Source organism: Delftia sp. K82, from assembly GCF_002193035.1.
Classification (GTDB): domain Bacteria; phylum Pseudomonadota; class Gammaproteobacteria; order Burkholderiales; family Burkholderiaceae_C; genus Comamonas; species Comamonas acidovorans.
The window spans coordinates 1,366,683-1,388,554 of the sequence record NZ_MYFL01000001.1 but is presented as its reverse complement, the minus strand read 5'-3'; the positions used below and the strand labels follow the sequence as shown (position 1 = coordinate 1,388,554).

Genomic DNA, 21,872 nt, shown 5'->3' with positions numbered 1-21,872 from the left:
CAGGGCTGCGGCGCCGGCCCGGCGCTGCAGCCCTGTTCAGCGGGTGCAGGAAGCCGTTGCCGCGCCGTCAGATGCCAGCCGCCTCGTCCAGAAACACCTTGGCACGGCGCGGTGTCACCACCAGGGTTTCCCCCTCGCGCAGGGCCATGTCCCTGAACTGCTGCGCAGGAATCTGCGCCTCGATCAGGCCACCCTCTTCGGCATTGTCCGTGCTTTCGGTGCTCTCCGAGGGAATAAGTTCCAGGCGCGCAATGGGCCCCACGACGATGGCGCGGGCCAGCTGCACGACGATGCCCGTGGGCCGTCCCTGGACGTCCAGGTTCTGCCCGGGCGAGTAGCGCTCCACCTCCAGATCGTGCGGGCGCACATAGGCGAAGGCCTTGCTGTCGCTGGCGCCCTTGGCGTCGTGGCTGTCCAGCTGGGTGCCGTCGTCCAGGTAGACACGGCCATCGCTGGCGCGGCCCTTGAACAGGTTGACATCGCCCAGGAAGCCGTAGACGAAGGGCGTGGCCGGGTTGTCCCAGACCTGCTGGGGCGTGCCCTCCTGCTCGATGCGGCCCTGGTTGATGACGACCACGCGGTCGGCCACCTCCAGTGCCTCCTCCTGGTCGTGGGTCACGAAGATGGAGGTCACGTGCAGCTCGTCATGCAGGCGGCGCAGCCAGCGGCGCAGCTCCTTGCGCACCTTGGCATCCAGCGCGCCGAAGGGCTCGTCGAGCAGCAGCACCTTGGGCTCCACCGCCAGGGCGCGGGCCAGGGCAATGCGCTGGCGCTGGCCTCCCGACAGCTGGGACGGGAAGCGCTCGGCAATCCAGTCCAGCTGCACCAGCTTGAGCAGGCTCATCACCTTCTCGCGGATCTGGGCCTCGCTGGGCCGCTGGCTGCGCGGCTTCACGCGCAGGCCGAAGGCCACGTTCTCGAACACGGTCATGTGGCGGAACAGCGCGTAGTGCTGGAACACGAAGCCCACGTTGCGCTCGCGCACATGGACATCGGTGGTGTCTTCGCCGCTGAAGTGGATGCTGCCCACGTCGGGCGTCTCCAGGCCCGCGATGATGCGCAGCAGCGTGGTCTTGCCGCAGCCCGAGGGGCCGAGCAGTGCGATGAGTTCGCCGGACTGGATGTCCAGGCTCACATCGCGCAGGGCCTGGAAATCGCCGAACTGCTTGCTGACGTTGCGTATTTCAATGCTCATGGTCTTGCTCTTGCTTTTGTCTGGTCGGGGCCGAGGTTCAGGACACCTGCGGCACCTGGGATGCCTGGGAAGACGCCGTGGGGCGCTCGGGAGGCAGGTCGGCAGCGGCCTTGGCCTGCTGCTCGGCACGCCACTCGGCCACCGACTTGATGACCAGGGTCACCAGCGCCAGCAGGGCCAGCAGCGAGGCGGCAGCGAAGGCGGCAACGGACTGGTACTCGTTGTAGAGGATCTCCACATGCAGCGGAATGGTGTTGGTCTGGCCGCGGATGTGGCCCGAGACCACCGACACCGCGCCGAACTCACCCATGGCACGCGCATTGCACAGGATCACGCCGTACAGCAGGCCCCACTTGATGTTGGGCACGGTGACCTTCCAGAAGGTCTGCCAGCCCGTGGCACCCAGCACGATGGCGGCCTGCTCCTCGTCGCTGCCCTGCGCCTGCATCAGCGGGATCAGCTCGCGGGCGATGAAGGGGAAGGTCACGAAGATGGTGGCCAGCACGATGCCGGGCACGGCGAAGATGATCTTGATGTCATGCTCAGCCAGCCAGGGGCCGAACCAGCCATGGGCGCCGAACACCAGCACGTACATCAGGCCCGCCACCACGGGCGAGATCGAGAACGGCAGGTCGATCAGGGTGATCAGAAAGGCTTTGCCCCGGAACTCGAACTTGGCGATGCACCAGGCCGCCGCCACGCCGAACACCAGGTTCACCGGCACGGCGATCAGCGCCGTGATCAGGGTCAGCTTGATGGCCGACCAGGCATCGGGCTCCTGCAGGCCGGCGACATAGGCGTCCCAGCCCTTGCGCAGCGCCTCGGTGAACACGGCCGCCAGCGGCAGCACGAGGAACAGGCCGATGAAGATCAGCGCAATGCCCGTGAGAATCCAGCGCACGGCGCGCGGCTCGGTGGTGGTGAGCTTTTCGCGCCGGCCCTTCGGGGGCGCCGTGAGCCTGTACAGCACCAGCACGGCGACCAGCACCGCGCCAATGATCTTGAGAAGCAGGGCTTCCTGTGGAGACAACGCCATCTCAAACCCCTCCCGAATGCTTGCGCTGCCATGCCTGCAGCGCGTTGATGACCAGCAGCATCACGAAGGAGAACAGCAGCATCACCACGGCCACGGCCGTGGCACCTGCGTAGTCGTATTGCTCCAGCTTGCCAATGATGATCAGCGGTGTGATCTCGGAAATCATGGGCATGTTGCCCGCGATGAAGATGACCGATCCGTACTCGCCGATGGCGCGTGCAAACGCCATGGCAAAGCCCGTGAGCAGCGCGGGCGTGATGGCCGGCAGGATCACCTTGTAGAAGATCTGCCAGCGCGAGGCGCCCAGGCTGGTGGCCGCCTCTTCCAGCTCCTTCTCGGAGTCTTCCAGCACCGGCTGCACCGTGCGCACGACAAAGGGCAGGCCGATGAAGATCAGCGCAATGACCACGCCGTTCGGGTTGAAGGCCAGCTGGATACCGTAGGGCTCCAGGTACTGGCCCACCCAGCCGTTGCCGGCCAGCAAGGCGGTCAGCGAAATGCCGGCCACGGCCGTGGGCAGGGCAAAGGGCAGGTCCACCAGGGCATCGACGATCTTCTTGCCCGGGAACTTGTAGCGCACCAGCACCCAGGCGATCAGCAGGCCGAACACCAGGTTCACGCAGGCCGCCGCAAACGAGGCGCCAAACGTCAGCCGGTACGAGGCCAGCACGCGCGGCGAGGCCACGGCCTCCCAGAACTGGGGCCAGGTGAGCGAGAAGGTCTTGAACAGCAGTGCCGACAGCGGGATCAGCACGATCAGGCTCAGATAAAACAGCGTATAGCCCAAGGTCAGCCCGAAGCCGGGCAAAACGCGCTTGGCGCCGCGCCCCTTGCGCGCCGCACCGGACGGTGCGGGCACAGGAGCGTCGGCGCCAGGCCTTGGGCTGGTCGGAACGGCAGACACCATGTTGGATTCCAAATCAGCCAGTGTGGGGAGGGGGCCTCAGGCGGACTGCGCCGCCTTCATGCCTGCTTGCGTGCTTACTTGCCGGGGACGTAGATCTTGTCGAACTGTCCGCCGTCGTTGAAGTGCACCTTCTGGGCTTCGGACAGCGAGCCGAAATACTTGGCCACGGTGAACTGCTTGATGGGCTTGAACACGTCGGCGTGCTTCTTGAGCACGGCCTCGGAGCGGGGGCGCAGCGCGTGCTGTGCGGCGATTTCCTGGGCTTCGTCGGAGTACAGCCAGGCCAGGTAGTCCTGGGCCAGTTGGCCCGTGCCCTTCTTGGCAACGGTGCGCTCGACCACGGCCACGGGGTTCTCGGCCACGATGGACACCGAGGGATGGACGGCATCGACCTTGCCCTTGCCGAATTCGCGGTCCACGGAGACCACTTCGGATTCGAAGGTGATCAGCACGTCGCCGATGTTGCGCTGCAGGAAGATGCTGGTCGCGTCGCGGCCGCCCTTGCCCAGCACGGGCACGTTCTTGTAGAGCTGCTGCACGAACTCGGCCGCCTGCGCATCGGTGCCGCCCTTCTCGCGCACCGAACCCCAGGCCGCCAGGTAGGCGTAGCGGCCATTGCCACCGGTCTTGGGATTGACCACCACGACCTTCACGTCGGGGCGGATCAGGTCGCTCCAGTCCTTGATGTTCTTGGGATTGCCGTTGCGCACCAGAAACAGCATGGTCGATGTGGTGGGCGAGGCGTCATTGGGGAATTTCTTGGCCCAGTCCTTGGCGACCACGCCGCTGTCGGCCAGGAACTGCACGTCGGTGGTGGTGTTGAAGGTCACCACGTCGGCGGCCAGGCCGTCGTTGACGGCACGCGCCTGGGCGCTGGAGCCACCGTGCGACTGGTCCACCTTGATGTCCACGCCCTTGGTCTTCTTGTAGTGGGCGACGAAGGCGGCGTTGTAGTCCTTGTAGAACTCGCGCGCCACGTCGTAGGAAACGTTGAGCAGCTGGTTCTGCGCCGATACCGTTCCCGCGGCGGCCAGCGCCAGGGTGGCCAACAAAGTCTTGAGCTTCAAAGAATGCATGGTTCGCTGCCTTTTATTAGTGGACATCTCTGCGTTGTATTCACAGACAGTCACATTGTGCGAACGCTGACTTAAAACTCAAAAGAATATATTTTTGTTTGTTAATGGCCTGCCACCATATAAAGAACCTGCCCTGCCTGCGGCCGAGCGCCTGGCCATCACAGACCGGCAGCCCATGGCGCGCCAGCGCCAGTGCCCACAGAGACGGAGGCATGCGCAGCCGCCACACGTGGCGAGCGCGGCGAACGCGGCGAACGCACGGCAGGCCGGGGCTGGGCCGGCTGCCAGCTGTCGCCCTGCATCAGCGACTGCAGCAGCGCCAGGCCCAGGGGCCAGTCGCCAAAGCCTGATTCGACATTGATGTGCCCCGCGTTCTGCAGCCGCACGAACTCGCTTCCCCAGGCCCGAGCATAGGCACCGGCCCGGCGGATCGGACAGTAGGGGTCGTTGCTGCTGGCCACCAGCACGCTGCGGTACGGCAGCGGCGCATAGGGAACGGGCGCAAAGTCGGCCAGCTGGGCACGGCGCTCGGGATCGGCCGGCGCCACCAGCAGCGCACCGCGCACGCGCGCACTGGCCTCGGGGCCCAGATGCGCGGCCGTGATGCAGCCCAGGCTGTGGGCGGCCAGCACCACCGGTTCGGGCCGGGACAGCACCAGTTGCTCCAGCGCGGCCACCCAGGGATCGCGGTGGGGCACCAGCCAGTCGTCCTGCTCCACGCGCTCGGCATGCGGCAGCTGCTGCGCCCACAGGCTTTGCCAGTGGTCAGGACCGGAGTTGCGCCAGCCGGGCACGATGATGATGCGGTGGGGATTCATGGGTTCTCCTGGACTGTCCATTGCTGGACATGGGCCCCGATTGTGGAGAACACCGCCAACTATCCCAACGAACGTTTTGTTGTTTTCTTATGGCGTGGCAAGGTGCAACCCAACCCTAGCGTACCGCCGGCTCGCGCGTGGCATGGCTGTTGCGCCCCGGCACGGTCTCGCCGAGGAAGTCCAGGAAATGCCGCACGGCCGGCGCCAGGCCGCGCCGCGAGGGGAAGACCGCATGCACGATGCCCTGGGGCGGCTCCCAGCCCGGCAGCAGGTGCACGAGCCGGCCCTCGGCCAGTTCCTCGTGGCACATGTAGTCAGGCAGCCAGCACATGCCGCTGCCGGCCAGCGCCGCGAATTTCAGCGTGAGCAGGTCATCCACCACGTAGCGCGGCTGCAGTTGCAGGCGTTGCTCGCGGCCTTCGGGGCCGACCAGCAGCAGGCTGGACTGGCCATCCACCGCCGACATGGACATGCTGTCCAGGTGCTGCAGGTCGGCCAGTGCACGCGGCGTGCCCTGGCGCTCCAGCAGCTCCGGGCTGGCCACGAGGATCTGGCGCGCCACATCCAGCCGCTTGACGACCATGGAGCCGCTGTCCTCCAGGCTGGGGCGCACGCGCAGCGCCACGTCGATGCCCTCCTCCACCAGGTTCACGGGCCGGTTGGTCACCTGCATCTCCACATGCACCAGCGGGCAGCGCTGCAGGAACTGGGGCATGAGCTCGCCCAGCACGGTCTGGGCCAGGGTCACAGGGCAGCTCACGCGGATGGTGCCGCGCGGCTCGGTCTGCACCTCGGCCACGGTGTCGGCGGCGGCCAGGGCCGCATCGCGCATGGCCTGGCAGTGGCGCAGATAGGCCTCACCCACCTGGGTCAGCGAAAGCTTGCGCGTGGTGCGCTGCAGCAGGCGCACGCCCAGCCGGGCCTCCAGCTCCGCCACGCGCCGCGACAGCCGCGACTTGGGTATGCCCAGCGCCCGCCCGGCAGAGGCAAAGCCGCCGCGCTCCACCACCTCGGCGAAGTACAGCATGTCGTTGAGATCCATCATGTCGCGCGTCCCTCCCCTGTGCTCATTGACTGCAAATTCAGGACAATCTATCGCAATTTCGGTGGCTTATCAAAGACTCTGTCCAAATTCACAATTGATCCCATCGTCGGCCCTACAAGCTTTCCCGAGTGGCCGATCCCAACCGCGATCCCAACCGACATCCCAGGAGCTTTTCCATGCAAGTGCTGCACATCGACTCTTCCATCACCGGCGCCGCTTCGGTGTCCCGCCAGCTGACCGCCCAGACCGTGGCTGCACTGGTCGCCGCCAACCCCGGCGCCAAGGTCGAATACCTGGATCTGGCCGTGAACGCCCCCGACCACCTGAACGCAGTGTCCATGGGCTTTCGCACCGGCCAGGCCGCCACGACGGAAGCCGAGCGCGCACAGAACGCCATCTCCGAAGCCCTGGTGAGCCAGTTCCTGGCGGCCGATGTGGTCGTGGTCGGCGCTCCGTTCTACAACTTCACCATCTCCAGCCAGCTCAAGGCCTGGATCGACCGCATCGCCCAGGGCGGCCGCACCTTCCGCTACACCGCAGCCGGCCCCGAAGGCCTGGCCAAGGGCAAGAAGGTCATCGTGGCCTCCACGCGCGGCGGCGTGTACTCCACCAGCGAAATGGGCCAGGCCCTGGAGCACCAGGAAAGCTACCTGAAGACGGTGTTCGGCTTCCTGGGCATCACCGATGTGAGCATCGTGCGCGCAGAAGGCGTGGCCATGGGCGATGAGTCCAAGGCCAAGGCCCTGGAATCGGCCCGCAGCGACATCGTGCGTGCAGCGGCTGCCGCCAATCAGGAAACGGCCATCGCCGCCTGAGGGCCATTGCAGCCCGCAGGGGCTGCATGCTCAATGAATGGACAAGCGCCTGGGTTTCGGCCCAGGCGCTTTTGCTTTTGGAGAGGCAAGACAGCGGACGTGCCGGGCCGTCCGGAATGCTCCCAATGGACTGTGGCGAATAAAAGAGGTATCCGCCTCTGCACCTCCTTTGAAAAAAGCAATGCGCGATGGGCTTTCGCAGACACATGAAGCTGGTAGGCTGAACCATCACCGCCCTATTCGCGGCTTTGTCCGACACGAACCGTCTGTATTTCAGAAAGACGGCGGACCTGCCGATATCCAGGCAGCCTTACTGCATTCACTGCCTTCCATCCATGCCAGCCACAAGCCACCGTCCCCATGCCCGGCCCCGCGGCCCTGTCCATGTCCATGTCCGCCCGCCGTCCGATGAAAACCTGGTGATCACGGTGATTGCCGTGTCCCTGCTGGCCATTACCGTGCTGGGCATCGGCGTCTACCAGTTCATGCAGTACCAGCGCGAGCAGGACCAGGAGCAGCTCAATTCGCGCGTGTACCGCAGCTATGTGCGCAACACCGACGAGACACCTGCGCCCGAGGAGCCCGAGCAGCCTGCCGCCACGCCCCCCCCCGCCAAGCCCAGCCAGCAGCAGCTGAACCAGGAAATGACGCGCAAGCTGCTGGCCCATCCCGGCGTGACGCCCGGTGCCGGCTTTTCGGCGCCCGGCGTCAAGTCGACGGGCGTGGTGATCATCGACGCCATCGACCAGGCCCAGGCGCGCGAGAAGGCATCGTCCGCCGCACGCCCTGCTGCGGCGATTGCCAACACTTCTCCCGCCTCTTGACGCTTCCTGACCTCTGCGCCCACAGGAGCCGCAACGCAAAAGCCCGGCATTGCCGGGCTTTTTTGTGTCTTGAGCGGCCTCGCCGCACCGCTCACTGGTGCTTGCGCGCCCAGGCAGCGAACTTTTGCACAAAGCCGCTCACGAAGTCGCGGCTGCCGGCGCCGATGGAGCCGTCTTCGGCAAACAGGCCGTCCTTGGCCTGGATGAAGATTTCGGGCTGGGCCAGCGTGGGCATGTCGAGGTAGGCCAGCACATTGCGCAGGTGCTGCTGCGCCAGCGCCGTGCCGATGGCACCCACGGAGACGCCGGCCACGGCAGCGGGCTTGCCGGCCCAGACGCTCTTGCCGTAGGGGCGCGAGCCCTGGTCCAGCGCATTCTTGAGCACGCCGGGAATCGAGCGGTTGTACTCGGGCGTCAGGAACAGCACGGCCTGGGCCGTCTGGATCTGGGCGCGGAACTGCTTGACCACGTCCACCTCATTGCCGTCATGGTCCTGGTTGTACAGGGGCAGGCTGTCGATGGCGACCTGCTCGAAGACCAGGCCTTCGGGCGCCAGGCGCGCAATGGCGTCGGCGAATTTGCGGTTGAAGGAATCCTTGCGCAGGCTGCCCACGATGACAGCGACCTTGATCTGGCTCATGCATTGCTCCTGGAGGAAATGGCGGGAAACGGGCGGGAAAGAGGCGGGAAAGAGGCGGGAGGGGCACCTCCCGCAAGCAGCCATTATGTGGCCGCGTTCAGCAGGCTCACTGTAGGAAGGAGGGCTTGGCGTAGCCCTGGAACTTGCTGTCCACCACGGCCTTGAATTCGGCGGAGCGGTAGACCTCGGCCAGGTCCTTGGCCCATGCCGTGCCCTGGTCCTTCTTCTTGATGGCCACCACGTTCAGATAGTGGTCGGGGGTCTTTTCCAGCGAGACGGCCTCGGTCAGCTTCAGGCCCGAGGAGATGGCGAAGTTTCCGTTGATGATGGCGTACTCGGTGTCGCCCAGCGAACGCGGCAGCTGTGCGGCTTCCAGCGGGATGAACTTGAGCTTGCGCGGATTCTCGGCCAGGTCCTTTTCAGACACGCGCAGCGGATCGATGCCGGGCTTGGCCTTGATCAGCCCGGCCTGCTCCAGCAGCACCAGGGCACGCGCCAGGTTGCTCGGGTCGTTGGGCAGGGTCACGCGGTCGCCCTCCTTGGCCTCGGCCAGGGTCTTGCGGGTCTTGGAATACACGCCCAGGGGGGCGATGGGGCCTTGCACCAGCTCCACCAGGTCCAGCTTCTGGTCGGCCGCGAACTTCTGCAGGTAGACACGGTGCTGGAAGAAGTTGGCGTCCAGCGAGCCCTGGGCCAGCGCCAGGTTGGGCTGCACGTAGTCGTTGAACTCCACCAGCTTGACCTGGTAGCCCTTCTTTTGCAGCAGCGGCACGATGCCCTGCTTGAGCTGGTCGATGTTGGAGCCTGCCGTGCCGCCGATCACCAGCTGCTTCTTGTCGGCCTGGGCGTGGGCGGGCAGCGCCAGCACGCTGGCAGCGGCAAGGGCGGCGGCCGAGGCCAGCAGATGGCGGCGCACGAAGGAAAGGGATGCGGTCATGTCGGAATCCTTTTTTTGGGAGAGAGCGGGAAGAAAGAAGAAAGCGGGTCCGGACAGCGCGCTCAGCCGCGCTTGTCCAGGCGGCGGGCCGCCGTGTTGCCCACGAACTGGATGACCTGGACCATGGCCACGAGGATGGTCACGGTGAGCACCATCACATCGGTCTGGAAGCGGTAGTAGCCGTAGCGGATGGCCAGATCGCCAATGCCGCCGCCGCCCACCACGCCGGCAATGGCCGAGTACGACAGAAAGCTCACGGCCAGCACGGTCAGCGCCAGCACCAGGCCCGAACGCGCCTCGACGATGAGCACGCGCCAGACGATCTGCAGTTCCGATGCGCCCATGGCGTGCGCGGCCTCGATCACGCCGCGCGGCACATCGCGCAGGCACTGGTCCACCAGGCGTGCCAGGTAGGGAATAGCCGCCACGGACAGCGGCACGGCCGCAGCCAGCGGGCCGATGGAGGTGCCGGCCAGCCAGCGCGTGAAGGGCACCAGCGCGACCAGCAAGATGATGAAGGGGAAGGACCGCACGGTGTTGACCGTCCAGTTCAGCACGGCGAAGGCCGGGCGGTTGTCCAGCGACTGGCCGGGACCCAGCAGGAACAGCAGCACGCCCAGCGGGCCGCCAATGAGCACGGCGGCCGACAGGCCGATGCCCAGCATCAAAAGGGTCTGGCCCATGGCCAGCCACAGCTCGGGCAGGATTTCGACGATGTTTTCAGACATGGGAATGCGGAATCGAAAAGAAGGGGAAAACGGGAAGAGGCGAAAAGCGGGAAGGGGCGAAAGCCCCATCAGTGCTCGGAGCCGCCCACGGCGCGCAGCACCACGGGGCGGGTGGCGCCGCGCTCGCGCAGGGCCTTGTCGGCGCGCTCCACGCGCAGGGCCTCGAGTTCGCTGCCCAGCAGCGTGGCGCGCTGCGGCGCCTCGTAGGCACGGCCCTGCGGCAGGGCGGGCAGCGTGAAGCGTTCGGCCACCTGGCCCTGCTCGATGATGGCCACCTCGCTGCACAGCGCATCGACCACGGCCAGCTCGTGCGTGACGATGACGATGGTCACGCCCAGGCGGCTGTTGATGTCGGCCAGCGTGGCCAGGATGGAGCGCGTGGTCTCGCTGTCCAGCGCCGAGGTGGGCTCGTCGCACAGCAGCACCTGCGGGCGCGGGGCCAGGGCGCGCGCAATCGCCACGCGCTGCTTCTGGCCGCCCGACAGCTGGGCAGGATGGCTGGCCGACTTGTCGGTCAGGCCGACGATGTCCAGGCACTCGCGCACGCGCTGCTCGATCTGGGCACGCGAATGGCCGCCGTGGATGCGCAGCGGAAAGGCCACGTTCTCGAACACGGTGGCGTTCTGCAGCAGGTTGAACTGCTGAAAGATCATGCCGATGTTCTGGCGCGCCTCGCGCAGCGCGCGGCGGCCCAGGTCGGTCAGGCGCTGGCCTGCCACCACCACCTCGCCGCTGTCGGGACGCTCGAGCAGGTTGATCAGGCGCAGCAGCGTGGACTTGCCCGCACCACTCTTGCCGATCAGGCCGAAGACCGTGCCCTGGCCGATGTCCAGCGATACCGAACGCACGGCATCGAAGTGCTTGCCATCGGCTGTTACAAATTTCTTTTGCAGGTCGCGCAGGCGGATCAGCGCGTTTTCCGGGGCCAAATGGGCGGTCTGGACGGTCATGGAGTCTCGGTTCGGCAGTGAAAACGGTCCTGGGATCGGCAACGGCAGCCTTTGCACCGCCATCTCCAGGCAATGGCGCGCAATTTCCGGGCCCTGTGCTGCGCAGTTGGACGCAGTTGCAAGCCGATCGGCATGCGTTGTCTTGCGTCGTCGCCAAGCACAGGCGAATCCCCAGGATCTGCCGTCATTAGTGTTCTAACGAGTGTGTTGCAAAACGTTGTTCAAACAAAAGAATAAAAAATACGGTGCTTATATCGATTGCCGTCTTTCAAGCCTTGATGTACAGCCTGGACGGCATTGCTAGAATCCGCCCCCGACAGGCCTGTACAACGGCAAGATCCCTTGCGGTTGCGTGCATTACAGGTAAGTGCCCGCTTTCCTTTGCCATGCCCGAATCCTCCCGAACTGCCGACCGCCCTGCCAGCACCGCCAGCCTGCGCGTGGAAGCCGTGCGCCTGCGGCGCGGCATCACAACAGTCTTTGACGGCCTCGACCTGCGGCTGGACGAGCCGCGCGTGGGCCTCATAGGCGACAACGGCGCCGGCAAGACCAGCCTGTTCCGCCTGCTGTGCGGCCTGGATGCGCCCGAGGCCGGGCGCGTGCTGCTGGACGGCACCGAACTGCACGAGGCCCGTGCACAGCGCCCGGGCCAGGTCGGGCTGATGTTCCAGAACCCCGACGACCAGATCATCTTCCCCACCGTGGAGGAAGAGCTGGCCCTGGGTCTGCGCCCTTCGGGCATCTCGCGGCGCGAGGCCACGGAGCGCGCCCGCGCCCTGCTGGCCAGCCGGGGCCTGGCCGACTGGGCTCCGCGCGCCGTGGCCGGGCTCAGCCAGGGCCAGCGCCAGCAGGTGTGCTGGCTGGCCCTGCTCATTGCCGCGCCGCGCGTGCTGCTGCTGGACGAGCCCTTCGCCAGCCTGGACCTGCCGGGCCAGGCGCGGCTGGCCCGGGACATCGCGGCCGCCGAGCAGCAGGTGCTGGTCTCCACCCATGTGCTGGACCACGTGCGCAGCTTTGGCCGCGTGCTCTGGCTGGAGCGCGGCAAAGTGCGCGCAGACGGCCCCGGCCATGAGGTCTGCGCGGCCTATGAAGCCGACGTGGCCCGGCGGCTGCAAGCGCAGGACTGACGCAGGAGCCGGCCGCCATGGGAAGCCTCTACAGCGAATACACCAGCTGGCTCCATGCCTGGAGCGCGGGCCGCAAGCTGCTGCTCATGGCGCTGCTGGGAACGGGCCTGTTCCTCATCGATTCACCGTGGCTGCTGGCCCTGGCCGGCGCCGCCTGCGGCCTGCTGTGGCTGTCGCTGGGCCGCGCCACCGAGGGCGCACGGCGGCTCATGCTGTCGGTCACCGTGGCCGCCCTGCTGGTCGCTGCCTTCCATGTGTGGATGCAGCACTACGCCCTGGCCGCCGCCAGCGCGCTGCGCCTGGTCTGCGCCTCCACGCTGGGCATGGCGCTGACCGTGAGCACACGCCCCAGCGATCTGGTCGATGTGCTGGAGCGGTTGCTGGCGCCGCTGGAGCGCATCGGCATCTCCCCCGAACAGGTGGCCCTGCAGCTGGCATTGATGCTGCGTTTCACCGAGCATTTCTTCGTGCAGTGGAAGCGCATGGACGATGCCCACCGGCTGCGCACGGGCCGCGCCGGCGGCCTGCGCCTGATTGCGCCGCTGACCATCCACATGCTGCAGGCCACGCGCCGCGTGTCCGACGCGCTGTGGGCGCGCCTGGGCCGCTGAGGCCTGCCCTGCCCCATTTCCCGACCGATCCATACGCAAGAGCCTTGCGAGAACCTTCCGAGAACCGTCCATGACCGCCCCCTCCACCGTCTCACGCGCCTCTGCGCGCTCCATGGCCCAGGTCTCGCTGTTTGCGGCGCTGATGGCGGTCATGGGCCTGATTCCCAAGATCGACCTGCCGCTGGGCGTGCCCATCACCATCCAGTCGCTGGGCGTAATGCTGGCCGGCGTGATGCTCGGCCCCTGGCGCGGCATGCAGTCCATGCTGCTGTTCCTCGCGGCCGTAGCCGTGGGCCTGCCCCTGCTGTCGGGCGGGCGCGGCGGCATTGCCGTCTTCATGGCACCCTCGGCCGGCTACCTGCTGGGCTACCCGCTGGCGGCCTGCATTGCCGGCCTGGTCATGCGTGCGCTGCCCCAAGGGTCTCCCCGGCGCACGGCGTTCAGCGCCTTTGCAGCCTCGGCGCTGGGCGGGCTGGTGGCGCTGCATGCCTTTGGCGTGCTGGGCCTCATGCTGATGGCCAAGCTCAGCCTGTCGCAGGCCTTCATGGCCACCTTGCTGTTCGTGCCCGGCGATCTGATCAAGTGCGTGCTGTGCGCCCTGGTGGTGCACACGGTGGCGCGCGGCATGCCGGACTGGCCCTTCGGAGGCCGCCAGCATGGTTGAGCCGCTCGCGCCCCACCCGCTGGCCGCGCCGCTGCAGCACCCGTGGACCCTGGTCCATGGCCCGCTGGAGCATTGGGCCCGGCAGCGCCCCGACGCGATGGCGCTGCAAAGCGAGGCGGGCCAATGGAGCTTTGCCGCGCTGCATGCCGCCGTGCTGCAGCGCTCGGCCGCGCTGGTGGCCGGCCAGGCGCCAGAGATGCTGCTGGTGGACACGGGCGGCAGCGCCAGCACCGTGGATGCCATCGTCGAATTCCTCGCCATCCTGCACAGCGGCCGCTGCGCCGCCGTGGCCGACCCCGATTGGCCCGAGGCCGTGCGCAGCCGCATCGAGGGCTGGCTTCCCACGGCGCCCAGCGCTCTGGCCGAGGCCACCGCCACCGGCGCCTTCTATACCGGCTTCACCTCGGGCAGCACCGGACTGCCCAAGGGCTTCATGCGCCATCACCGTTCGTGGACAGAGAGCTTTCGCGTCTGCCTCGAGGACTTCGGCGCCGTGGCCGCGCAGCGGACCATGGCGCCCGGGCGCATCTCGCATTCGCTGTTCCTGTTCGGCGTGATGCAGGGCCTGTGGTGCGGCGAAGGCGCCGTGGTGCAGGAGCGGTTCTCGGCAGCGCGCTGCCTGGCCTCGCTGGCGCGCGGCGAAGCCCCCTGCCTGGTCGCCGTACCCAGCCAGTTGCTGCTGATGCTGCAATGGGCCGCACACCGCGCGCTGGCGCCCATCCCCGAGGTGGAGCTGATCATGATCAGCGGCGCGCGCTGGATGCGCGCCCAGACCCCGGCCCTGCGCGCGCTGTTTCCGCGCGCACGCATCATCGAGTTCTACGGTGCCTCGGAGGCCAGCTTCATCGCCTGGATGGAGGCCGACGAACAGGCCCCGCCACAGGCCGTGGGCCGGCCCTTCAGCAATGTGCAGTTGCAGATCCGCCCGGCCACGCAGCAGCCCGGCGACCAGCCCCTGCAGCCGGGAGAGGACGGCCTGATCTACATGCGCAGCCCCATGCTGTTCATGGACTATGTAGGCGAGGCGCGCGACGGCACGGCCGCGCTGCGCGACGGCGAGTGGCTGTCCGTGCGCGACATGGGCCATATCGATGCCGGCGGCCAGCTGTGCCTGGCCGGGCGCCAGAGCCGCATGCTCGTCACCCAGGGCAAGAACCTGTTCCCCGAAGAAGTCGAGACCCTGCTGGCCGCGCACCCGGGCGTGGCCCAGGTCTCCATCCAAGGCCTGCCCGATGCCCTGCGTGGCATGCAGGTGCACGCCGTCGTGCAATGGCACGGCGCCGCGCCCGCAGGCTCCGCACAGGCGCTGGCGGCCTGGCTGCGCGAGCGGCTGGAAAGCTACAAGCTGCCGCGCCAATGGTGGATCTGCACCGACTGGCCGCAGACCGCCAGCGGCAAGACCGACCATGGCCGGCTGGCGCGCGCTCTGGCGGCCACGGCCACTGGCCAGGCACTGCCCGGCGAACCCGCGCTGCTGCCCCTGCCATGAACCCGCAAGACGCCCCCGTCATCCTGGCCTGGGCGCGCAGCCCCGTCGCCCCCGTGGGCGGTGCGCTGCGCGAGCTTGCCGCGCACGAGCTGGGCGCGCCCGTGCTCCAGGCCTTGCTGGCCCGGGCCGGCCTGCCTGCCCGGGCCGTGGATGCCGTGGATGCCGTGGTCTTAGGCAACGCCCTGGGCGCAGGCGGCAACCCGGCCCGCATGCTGGCCCTGGCTGCGGGCCTGCCGGAGCGCTGCGCGGCCCACAGCGTGGATACCCAGTGCTGCTCGGGCCTGGACAGCGTGGCCCTGGCTGCGGGCCTGCTGATGTCGGGCCAGGCCAGCATTGTGGTGGCCGGTGGTGCCGAGGCCTGGAGCCGTGCCCCCATCCGCCAGACGCGCCCGCGCCATGCAGGCGAGCTGCCCGTGCCCTTTGAACGCCCCGCCTTCGCCCCCGACCCCGCACGTGACCCGGACCTGCTGCAATCGGCCGCCGACCATGCGCTGGCCCATGGCATCACCCGCGCCGTTCAGGAGGCCCATGCCATCCACAGCCACGCGCTGGCGCTCGCGCACCGCGACCGGCTGACCCAAGAGATCGTGCCCCTGGCCGGGCTGGACCACGACGCCTATCCGCGCGCCCTGAATCCGGCCCGCGTTGCCCGCATGCCCGTGGTGGCCGAAGCGGGCGGCGCCGTTGACGCCCAGACGCGCCAGCGCCATGCGCTGAGCACACCCACCATCTCGCCCAAGGCCGATGGCGCCGCCCTGGTGCTGCTGGCCACGCCGCAGGCCTGTGCACGCCTGGGCCTGCAGCCACGCGCCCGCTGGGTGGCCAGTGCCTCGCTGGGCCATGCACCTGAAACACCGCTGGTCGCCGCCGCACTGGCGGCCCAGCAGGTGCTGGAGCGTGCAGCCGCAGCGCTGCAGCTGCCTTGCCTGATTGCGGCAGAGCTCCAGGCTGTGGAGCTGCACGATGCCTTCGCCGTGCAGGCCCTGGCCTTTGCCGAAACCCTGGGCCTGCCACTGCAGCAGCTCAACACCGGCGGCGGTGGCCTGGCGCGCGGCCATCCCATAGGCGCATCGGGCGCGGTTGCGCTGGTGCGCATGCTCTCAGACCTGCACCGCACGCCAGCAGCCCACAGGCCGGCCCTGGGCCTGGCCGCCATTGCCGGTGCGGGCGGCATAGGCGCAGCCTGCCTGGTGCAGGCGCTTTGAATCCATGGACTCCGCATTTCCTATGTCCGCCAACCCACCGCCCGACACTCTTCCCTTTGGCGATGCGCATGAGGCCCTGGTGCACGCGCGCCGCTCCGTGCGCGCCTACCGGCCCGATCCCGTGCCGGATGCGCTGCTGCACCAGTTGCTGCAATCGGGCCGCCGCGCGCCCAGCGGCGGCAACCTGCAGCCCGGCCAGTTCATCCAGGTGCGCGGCAGCCTGCGCGGCGCACTCACACAGGCGCTGCTGGCAGACTGGCAAGGCGGAGCACCTGAGCGCGAGGACTACGGCTACTTCCCCCGCCCCATGCCCATGGCGCTGCGCAAGCGGCAGGTGGCGTCGGCCCAGGCCCTGTACAGCGCCCTGGGCGTGGCCCGCGAGGACCGCGCAGGGCGCGACGCGCAGTTCGGCCGCAACTACCGCTTCTTCGATGCGCCCGTGGCCCTGGTCGTGAGCATTGACGCCCGCTTCGGCGCAGGCGGCTACATGGACCTGGGCATGACCCTGTACGGCCTGCAAATGGCCGCAGCCGCCCAGGGCCTGGGCAGCTGCGCCATCGGCGCCCTGGCCTCCTACCCCGACACCGTGCGCCGCGTGCTCGACCTGCCGCCCGGCGAGCACATCGTCTGCGGCCTGGCCCTGGGCTGGCCCGACGAGGCCGCCCCCGTCAACCGCACCCAGACCACCCGCGCACCGCTGACCGAATACTTCAGGGTACTGGGAGAATGAAAAAAAGCTGCCAATGGCAGCTTTTGCAATTCAGCCCTCGCTAGCACTGAATACGGCGACCGAAACCGGCGCAACCCAAAGCGAGGGACACCGAGCAAGGGCCGCCCCGAAGCGAGGGTGTCGTCCCCCTCCCGCGAAGCGAGAGAGGGGGAAGCGGCGTCAGCCGCTCAGGGGGTGCTTCCTATCAAAACGCAGGGATCACCGATCCCTTGAACTGCACATCAATGAACTGGCGCACTTCATCGGAGTGGTAGGCCTTGATCAGCTGCGCCACCCAGGGCTTGCCCTTGTCGGCATCGCGCGCGACCAGGATGTTCACATAGGGGTTCTTGGCGTTTTCCTGCGCAATGGCATCGGTCTTGGGGTTCAGGCCCGCCGAGATCGCGAAGTTGGTGTTGATGGCCGAGGCGTCCAGGTCATCCAGCGAGCGTGGCAGCTGGGCTGCGTCCAGCTCCACGAAGCGCAGCTTCTTGGGGTTGGAGACCACGTCCAGCGGCGTGGCCTTCAGGCCCGCGCTTTCCTTGAGCTTGATCAGGCCCTGGGCCTGCAGCAGCAGCAGCACGCGGCCACCGTTGGTGGGGTCGTTGGGGATGCCGAACTTGGCGCCCTGGGGCAGGTCGGCCAGCTGCTTGATCTTCTTGGAATAGATGCCGATGGGGAAATTCACCGTGTCGGCCACCCAGCCGATCTTGTAGCCGCGGTCGCGCACCTGGGCGTCGAGGTAGGGGCGGTGCTGGTAGCTGTTGGCGTCCAGGTCACCGGCAGACAGCGCGGCATTGGGCTGCACGTAGTCGCCGAATTCCACGATCTGGATCTTCAGGCCGTTCTTCTCGGCGACCTTTTTGACCTGTTCCATGATCTGGGCGTGCGGGCCGGCCGTGACGCCGACCTTGATGGGCTTGTCCTGCGCCTGCGCGGGCAAGGCCAGCAGGGTCATGGCGGCGGTGCTGGCAATCGCGGCGGCCGTGAGCGTGCGGCGGAGGAAATGGCGCTTGGTGGGCATGGATGCGGTTCCTTGTAACCTGTCAAAAACACAGGCGCACACTGTAGCGCCAACACAGCGCGCGGCGGCCGTACCGGCACACTGCGGCTAGACAGTTTTTTCAGTAGCTCACAACCGGCGCCGCAGCGCGGGCGTCAGCGGTCCTGGAACTCGGGCGTTGCCATCACCTGGTGGGCCACGACGTCCAGCACAGGGTGGGGTTGTTCCTGGCGGTCTATCCAGACCTTGGGCGTGAAGCTGCCACGCAGCGCCACGGCATCGCCTTCGATCAGATTGCGCAGCACCTCGCAGGCCTGGGCATCGAATGCAACCACGTTGACCGGGATGGAGGTGCCATCGGATGCCTCGGAACGCACGCGGGCCACCATGAAGGGGCGCCGATTGCGGTCGCTGCGGTGTTCGGGCGTACCGGTGAGTCTGCCGGTAATCAGTCCATCCATCATGTGCGAGACCAGGAAGAAATCGTCAGTTACAAAAGACGCCATTGTAGGTGCAGGTTTTACGTGCCCAGACCGGGACGCGCATCTTCGCGGTGCATGGACTTTTCATGCGCTGGCTGCCCTCGCCATCCGTGATGGACCTGCCTGGCGAAGCTGCACTTGTCCTTGCCCTTGCTCTTCGCGGCAAGGCGCCATCGCGCGCAAAATCGAACGCGCAAAAAAACGAACGCACAAAGCAAAAAGCTCCTGACGTTTCCGTCAGGAGCTTTGCGTTTTGGTCGGCGTGGCGGGATTCGAACTCGCGACCCCTTGCACCCCATGCAAGTGCGCTACCAGGCTGCGCTACACGCCGAAGCATTGAATTATAGGGACTAAAAACAGGCCTTCAGGGAAAACGCAGAGATTTTTCAAAAATGTCTGCAAATTCCTGAAATGGCGACGATCAGCCCACGCATCTTCTCACCCCTGATGCGTAGCGCGCACGTGGTCCAGCAAGGCCTCCAACGGATGGCGCACCTGGCGTGCAGACAGTCGCTTGACCTGGCTGCGGCAGGAGTAGCCGGTGGCCAGCGGCTCGCCCAGGTTCTGCTTGCTCTCGATCTGTTTCTCCCATGACTGGGCGTAGATGGTCTTGGAGGTTTCGAGGTTGCGCGCCTCATGCCCGTAGGTGCCCGACATGCCGCAGCAGCCCGTGGCCTCCACGCTCAGCCGCAGCCCCCGTCGCTCGAAAAGCTGCGTCCACTGCTTGCCGCTGTCGGGCGCATTGGTCTTTTCAGTGCAGTGCGGCAGCAGCCGGTAGGCCACGCTGGCCACGCTGGTCACTGCCTCGGGCAGCACCTGCAGCAGCCACTCCTGGGGCAGCGCGACCTTCGGCACCTCGCCCATGCCCGGCACCTTGAGGTATTCCTGCCGATAGGCCAGCGTCATGGCCGGGTCCAGCCCCACCAGCGCAACGCCGGACTGCGCCAGTTGCGCCAGCTGCGCGGCATTGCGGATGGCGGCCCTGGCAAAGGCGCCCATGAATCCCTGCACATGCAGCGGCTTGCCATTGGGCAGCAGCGGCGCCAGCCAGACCTGGAATCCCAGGCGCGCAGCCAGCTCGATCAGCACCTGCAGCTGGCCGGTCTCGAAGTAGCGGGTAAAGCTGTCCTGCACGATGACCACGCTGCGCGCGCGCTGCTCGGGCGTGAGCGCGGCCAGCGCCTGCGCATCGGCCGCGCGCACCTTCCATTGCCGCAAGGTGGCTGCCAGGTCCAGCCGGCTCAGCAGCGGGCCATCGACCATGCCGATGCGACGGCTGAGCACATCGCGCATCCATGGCGAGCCCATCACCCCGTTGTAGAGCGCGGGCATGCGCGCCAGCCACGGCATGGTGAACTCCAGCGAGCCGATCAGGTAGTCGCGCACGGGCCGCAGGTAGCGGCGGTGGTACAGCTCCAGAAAGCGCGAGCGGAATTCGGGCACGTTGACCTTGACGGGACACTGCCCGGCGCAGGACTTGCAGGCCAGGCAGCCGGCCATGGCGTCATAGACCTCGTGCGAGAAATCGGCCTCGCCGCGGCGCGCCGCGCGGCTGTTGCGCCAGCGCGCGGCCAGGCTGGACAGAAAGGGCTGGGGCCGCTGCGCAACCTCCAGCACGTTCACGCCGGCCTGCCCCTGCAGGCGCAGCCATTCGCGCATCAGCGAGGCCCGGCCCTTGGGCGAATGCACGCGCTGGCGCGTGGCCTTCCAGGACGGGCACATGGCGTCGTCCGGGTCGAAGTTGTAGCAGGCGCCATTGCCGTTGCAGTGCATGGCCGCGCCATAGCTTTGCCATACGCGCTCGTCGATCTGCCGGTCCAGCTCGCCGCGCGTGGTGACGCCGTCCACCTTGAGCAGCAAGGTCTTGCTGGCCGGCGGCGTGACGATCTTGCCGGGGTTGAGCTGGTTGTGCGGGTCGAAGGCGGCCTTGAGCTGCTGCAGCGAGGGATACAGCTCGCCGAAGAAGGCCGGCACATATTCGGAGCGCAGGCCCTTGCCGTGCTCGCCCCACAGCAGGCCGCCATGGCGCTGCGTGAGTTCGGCCACCGCGTCGGAGATGGGGCGCACCAGGGCGGCGTCCACGGGGTTCTTCATGTCCAGGATGGGGCGCACATGCAGCACGCCGGCATCGACGTGGCCGAACATGCCGTACTGCAGGCCGTGGCTGTCCAGCAGCGCGCGGAACTCGGCAATGAACTCGGGCAGGTTCTCGGACGGCACGGCCGTGTCTTCGACAAAGGGCTGGGGCCGCGCCTCGCCAGCCACGTTGCCCAGCAGGCCCACGGCGCGCTTGCGCATGGCATAGACGCGGTGCACCGCCGCATTGCCGGCCGCCAGCGTGTGGCCCAGCCGCTCCACCGAGGCGTCGGCGCCCAGGTGCGCGAGGAAAGCCTGCACGCGGCCATCGACCTCCTGCGGATCGTCGCCGCTGAATTCCACCAGGTTGATGCCCAGCGTGGGGCGCTGCCCGTCCTGCGGGAAGTACTCGGCCACGCTGTTCCAGACGAAGTCCTTCATGGCCAGCAGCAGCACCTTGGAGTCCACCGTCTCGATGGACAGCGGCCGGTGCGCCATCAGCGCGCGCGCATCGCGCAGCGCATCCATGAAGCCCGCATAGCGCACGTTGACCAGCACCGAATAGCGGGGAATGGGCAGCACGTTGAGCTTCGCCTCCACCACGAAGCCCAGCGAGCCTTCGGCGCCGCACAGCACACTGTTGAGGTTGAAGTGCCCGTCGCCTTCGCGCAGATGGGCCAGGTCATAGCCGGTGAGGCAGCGGTTGAGCTTGGGGAATCTGGCCTCGATCAACTCCGCCTGGTCCTCGCTGATGCGCCGCGCCGTGCGGTGCACCTTGCCGATGCGGCCCGAATCGGCGCACATGCGCTCCAGCGCCTCGGCATCCAGCGGCGCGCTGTGCAGGCGCTCGCCACCGAGCAGCACGAAGTCCAGCGCCAGCACGTGGTCGCGCGTCTTGCCATAGGTGCAGCTGCCCTGCCCGCTGGCATCGGTGTTGATCATCCCGCCGATGGTGGCGCGGTTGGAGGTGGACAGCTCGGGGGCAAAGAACAGTCCGTGCGGCTTGAGCGCGGCGTTGAGCTGGTCCTTGACCACACCGGCCTGCACGCGCACCCAGCGCTGCTCGGCATTGATTTCGAGGATGCCGTTCATGTGCCGCGACAAGTCCATGGTCACGCCATGCGTGAGCGACTGGCCATTCGTGCCTGTGCCGCCGCCGCGCGGTGTCAGCACCACATCGCGGAACTCAGGCCGCGCCAGCACCTGCGCCGCCCTGGCCACATCCTCGGCGTGACGCGGGTAGATGGCCGCCTGCGGCATGCGCTGGTAGATGGAGTTGTCCGTGGCCAGCACGGTGCGGCTGGCATGGTCCGTGTCCACGTCGCCCTCGAAGCCGGCGGCCTTCAGCGCTTCAAGAAACTCAAGGTAATGAGCAGGCACGGGGGCGCCGGCGTGGGGCAGTGGGGCAATCGACATGGAAGGCAAGGTGGGGAGTTTTGTTGCAGGCGATCAGCCCAGGAAACCCATGCATGCAATACACGATTTCAGGCCGACCATGGCCGCAAGTATCTCTACACTCTTCCTCTGGAACAAAC

General features: G+C 67.4%; 21 protein-coding genes and 1 tRNA gene. 8 read left to right on the top strand and 14 right to left on the bottom strand.

Features of this window, described 5'->3' with window-relative positions:
* Positions 1-67: 67 nt before the first annotated feature.
* The 6 genes from KDK82_RS05975 to KDK82_RS05950 form a co-directional block, all read right to left on the bottom strand.
* Positions 68-1,195 (bottom strand): sulfate/molybdate ABC transporter ATP-binding protein, encoded by a 1,128-nt coding sequence (locus tag KDK82_RS05975; RefSeq protein WP_013801698.1) that lies wholly within the window; start codon positions 1,193-1,195, stop codon positions 68-70.
* A gap of 37 nt (positions 1,196-1,232) precedes the next feature.
* On the bottom strand, positions 1,233-2,231 hold the full coding sequence (cysW, locus tag KDK82_RS05970) for a sulfate ABC transporter permease subunit CysW (RefSeq protein WP_083571227.1): 999 nt from the start codon (positions 2,229-2,231) through the stop codon (positions 1,233-1,235).
* A 1-nt stretch (position 2,232) separates the two neighbouring features.
* The gene (gene cysT, locus KDK82_RS05965; RefSeq protein WP_088165435.1) at positions 2,233-3,138 is read right to left on the bottom strand and encodes a sulfate ABC transporter permease subunit CysT; all 906 of its coding nucleotides are present in this window, start codon (positions 3,136-3,138) and stop codon (positions 2,233-2,235) included.
* A gap of 74 nt (positions 3,139-3,212) precedes the next feature.
* A complete protein-coding gene (locus KDK82_RS05960) occupies positions 3,213-4,214 on the bottom strand; it encodes a sulfate ABC transporter substrate-binding protein (RefSeq protein WP_088164253.1) in 1,002 nt (333 codons plus the stop codon).
* 158 nt (positions 4,215-4,372) lie between these two features.
* Positions 4,373-5,032 carry an alpha/beta hydrolase gene (locus KDK82_RS05955; protein WP_088164252.1) on the bottom strand — a complete coding sequence of 220 codons (660 nt, stop codon included), beginning with the start codon at positions 5,030-5,032 and terminating at the stop codon, positions 4,373-4,375.
* Between the two features lie 115 nt (positions 5,033-5,147).
* The gene (locus KDK82_RS05950) at positions 5,148-6,077 is read right to left on the bottom strand and encodes a LysR family transcriptional regulator (RefSeq protein WP_016453282.1); all 930 of its coding nucleotides are present in this window, start codon (positions 6,075-6,077) and stop codon (positions 5,148-5,150) included.
* Positions 6,078-6,253: 176 nt separating this feature from the next.
* Between KDK82_RS05950 and KDK82_RS05945 the strand changes: the two genes are divergently transcribed.
* Complete coding sequence (locus KDK82_RS05945) at positions 6,254-6,892, top strand: FMN-dependent NADH-azoreductase (RefSeq protein ID WP_088164251.1); 639 nt, start codon at positions 6,254-6,256, stop codon at positions 6,890-6,892.
* Positions 6,893-7,227: 335 nt separating this feature from the next.
* Complete coding sequence (locus KDK82_RS05940; protein WP_088164250.1) at positions 7,228-7,716, top strand: hypothetical protein; 489 nt, start codon at positions 7,228-7,230, stop codon at positions 7,714-7,716.
* 91 nt (positions 7,717-7,807) lie between these two features.
* Here the strand turns inward: KDK82_RS05940 and KDK82_RS05935 are convergent, their stop codons facing one another.
* The 4 genes from KDK82_RS05935 to KDK82_RS05920 form a co-directional block, all read right to left on the bottom strand.
* Positions 7,808-8,356: an NADPH-dependent FMN reductase gene (locus tag KDK82_RS05935; protein ID WP_088164249.1), complete on the bottom strand. Its 549-nt coding sequence runs from the start codon at positions 8,354-8,356 to the stop codon at positions 7,808-7,810.
* A gap of 106 nt (positions 8,357-8,462) precedes the next feature.
* Positions 8,463-9,293, bottom strand: a complete 831-nt coding sequence (locus KDK82_RS05930) for a MetQ/NlpA family ABC transporter substrate-binding protein (RefSeq protein ID WP_013801689.1) — start codon at positions 9,291-9,293, stop codon at positions 8,463-8,465.
* Between the two features lie 62 nt (positions 9,294-9,355).
* Positions 9,356-10,021 (bottom strand): methionine ABC transporter permease, encoded by a 666-nt coding sequence (locus KDK82_RS05925; protein ID WP_012206396.1) that lies wholly within the window; start codon positions 10,019-10,021, stop codon positions 9,356-9,358.
* 68 nt (positions 10,022-10,089) lie between these two features.
* Positions 10,090-10,971 carry a methionine ABC transporter ATP-binding protein gene (locus KDK82_RS05920; RefSeq protein WP_088164248.1) on the bottom strand — a complete coding sequence of 294 codons (882 nt, stop codon included), beginning with the start codon at positions 10,969-10,971 and terminating at the stop codon, positions 10,090-10,092.
* 386 nt (positions 10,972-11,357) lie between these two features.
* Between KDK82_RS05920 and KDK82_RS05915 the strand changes: the two genes are divergently transcribed.
* From KDK82_RS05915 to KDK82_RS05890, 6 genes are all read left to right on the top strand, one after another.
* Positions 11,358-12,098 carry an energy-coupling factor ABC transporter ATP-binding protein gene (locus KDK82_RS05915; protein ID WP_088164247.1) on the top strand — a complete coding sequence of 247 codons (741 nt, stop codon included), beginning with the start codon at positions 11,358-11,360 and terminating at the stop codon, positions 12,096-12,098.
* A gap of 17 nt (positions 12,099-12,115) precedes the next feature.
* Positions 12,116-12,709 carry an energy-coupling factor transporter transmembrane protein EcfT gene (locus tag KDK82_RS05910; protein WP_043820550.1) on the top strand — a complete coding sequence of 198 codons (594 nt, stop codon included), beginning with the start codon at positions 12,116-12,118 and terminating at the stop codon, positions 12,707-12,709.
* A gap of 70 nt (positions 12,710-12,779) precedes the next feature.
* Entirely contained in the window at positions 12,780-13,373 is a 594-nt protein-coding gene (locus tag KDK82_RS05905; RefSeq protein ID WP_088164246.1) for a biotin transporter BioY, read from the top strand.
* Entirely contained in the window at positions 13,366-14,862 is a 1,497-nt protein-coding gene (locus KDK82_RS05900) for an AMP-binding protein (protein ID WP_088164245.1), read from the top strand. Before KDK82_RS05905 ends, KDK82_RS05900 begins: the two co-directional genes overlap by 8 nt.
* Complete coding sequence (locus KDK82_RS05895) at positions 14,859-16,067, top strand: thiolase family protein (protein ID WP_088164244.1); 1,209 nt, start codon at positions 14,859-14,861, stop codon at positions 16,065-16,067. Before KDK82_RS05900 ends, KDK82_RS05895 begins: the two co-directional genes overlap by 4 nt.
* A gap of 4 nt (positions 16,068-16,071) precedes the next feature.
* Positions 16,072-16,797 carry a nitroreductase gene (locus KDK82_RS05890; RefSeq protein ID WP_088164243.1) on the top strand — a complete coding sequence of 242 codons (726 nt, stop codon included), beginning with the start codon at positions 16,072-16,074 and terminating at the stop codon, positions 16,795-16,797.
* Positions 16,798-16,981: 184 nt separating this feature from the next.
* Here the strand turns inward: KDK82_RS05890 and KDK82_RS05885 are convergent, their stop codons facing one another.
* The 4 genes from KDK82_RS05885 to KDK82_RS05870 all read right to left on the bottom strand — a co-directional run bounded on the left by KDK82_RS05885 (position 16,982) and on the right by KDK82_RS05870 (position 21,753).
* On the bottom strand, positions 16,982-17,800 hold the full coding sequence (locus KDK82_RS05885; protein ID WP_088164242.1) for a MetQ/NlpA family ABC transporter substrate-binding protein: 819 nt from the start codon (positions 17,798-17,800) through the stop codon (positions 16,982-16,984).
* 134 nt (positions 17,801-17,934) lie between these two features.
* Complete coding sequence (locus KDK82_RS05880) at positions 17,935-18,285, bottom strand: single-stranded DNA-binding protein (protein WP_012206405.1); 351 nt, start codon at positions 18,283-18,285, stop codon at positions 17,935-17,937.
* A gap of 230 nt (positions 18,286-18,515) precedes the next feature.
* A tRNA-Pro gene (locus KDK82_RS05875) sits at positions 18,516-18,592 on the bottom strand.
* Positions 18,593-18,699: 107 nt separating this feature from the next.
* Complete coding sequence (locus tag KDK82_RS05870) at positions 18,700-21,753, bottom strand: FAD-binding and (Fe-S)-binding domain-containing protein (RefSeq protein ID WP_088164241.1); 3,054 nt, start codon at positions 21,751-21,753, stop codon at positions 18,700-18,702.
* Positions 21,754-21,872: the final 119 nt, after the last annotated feature.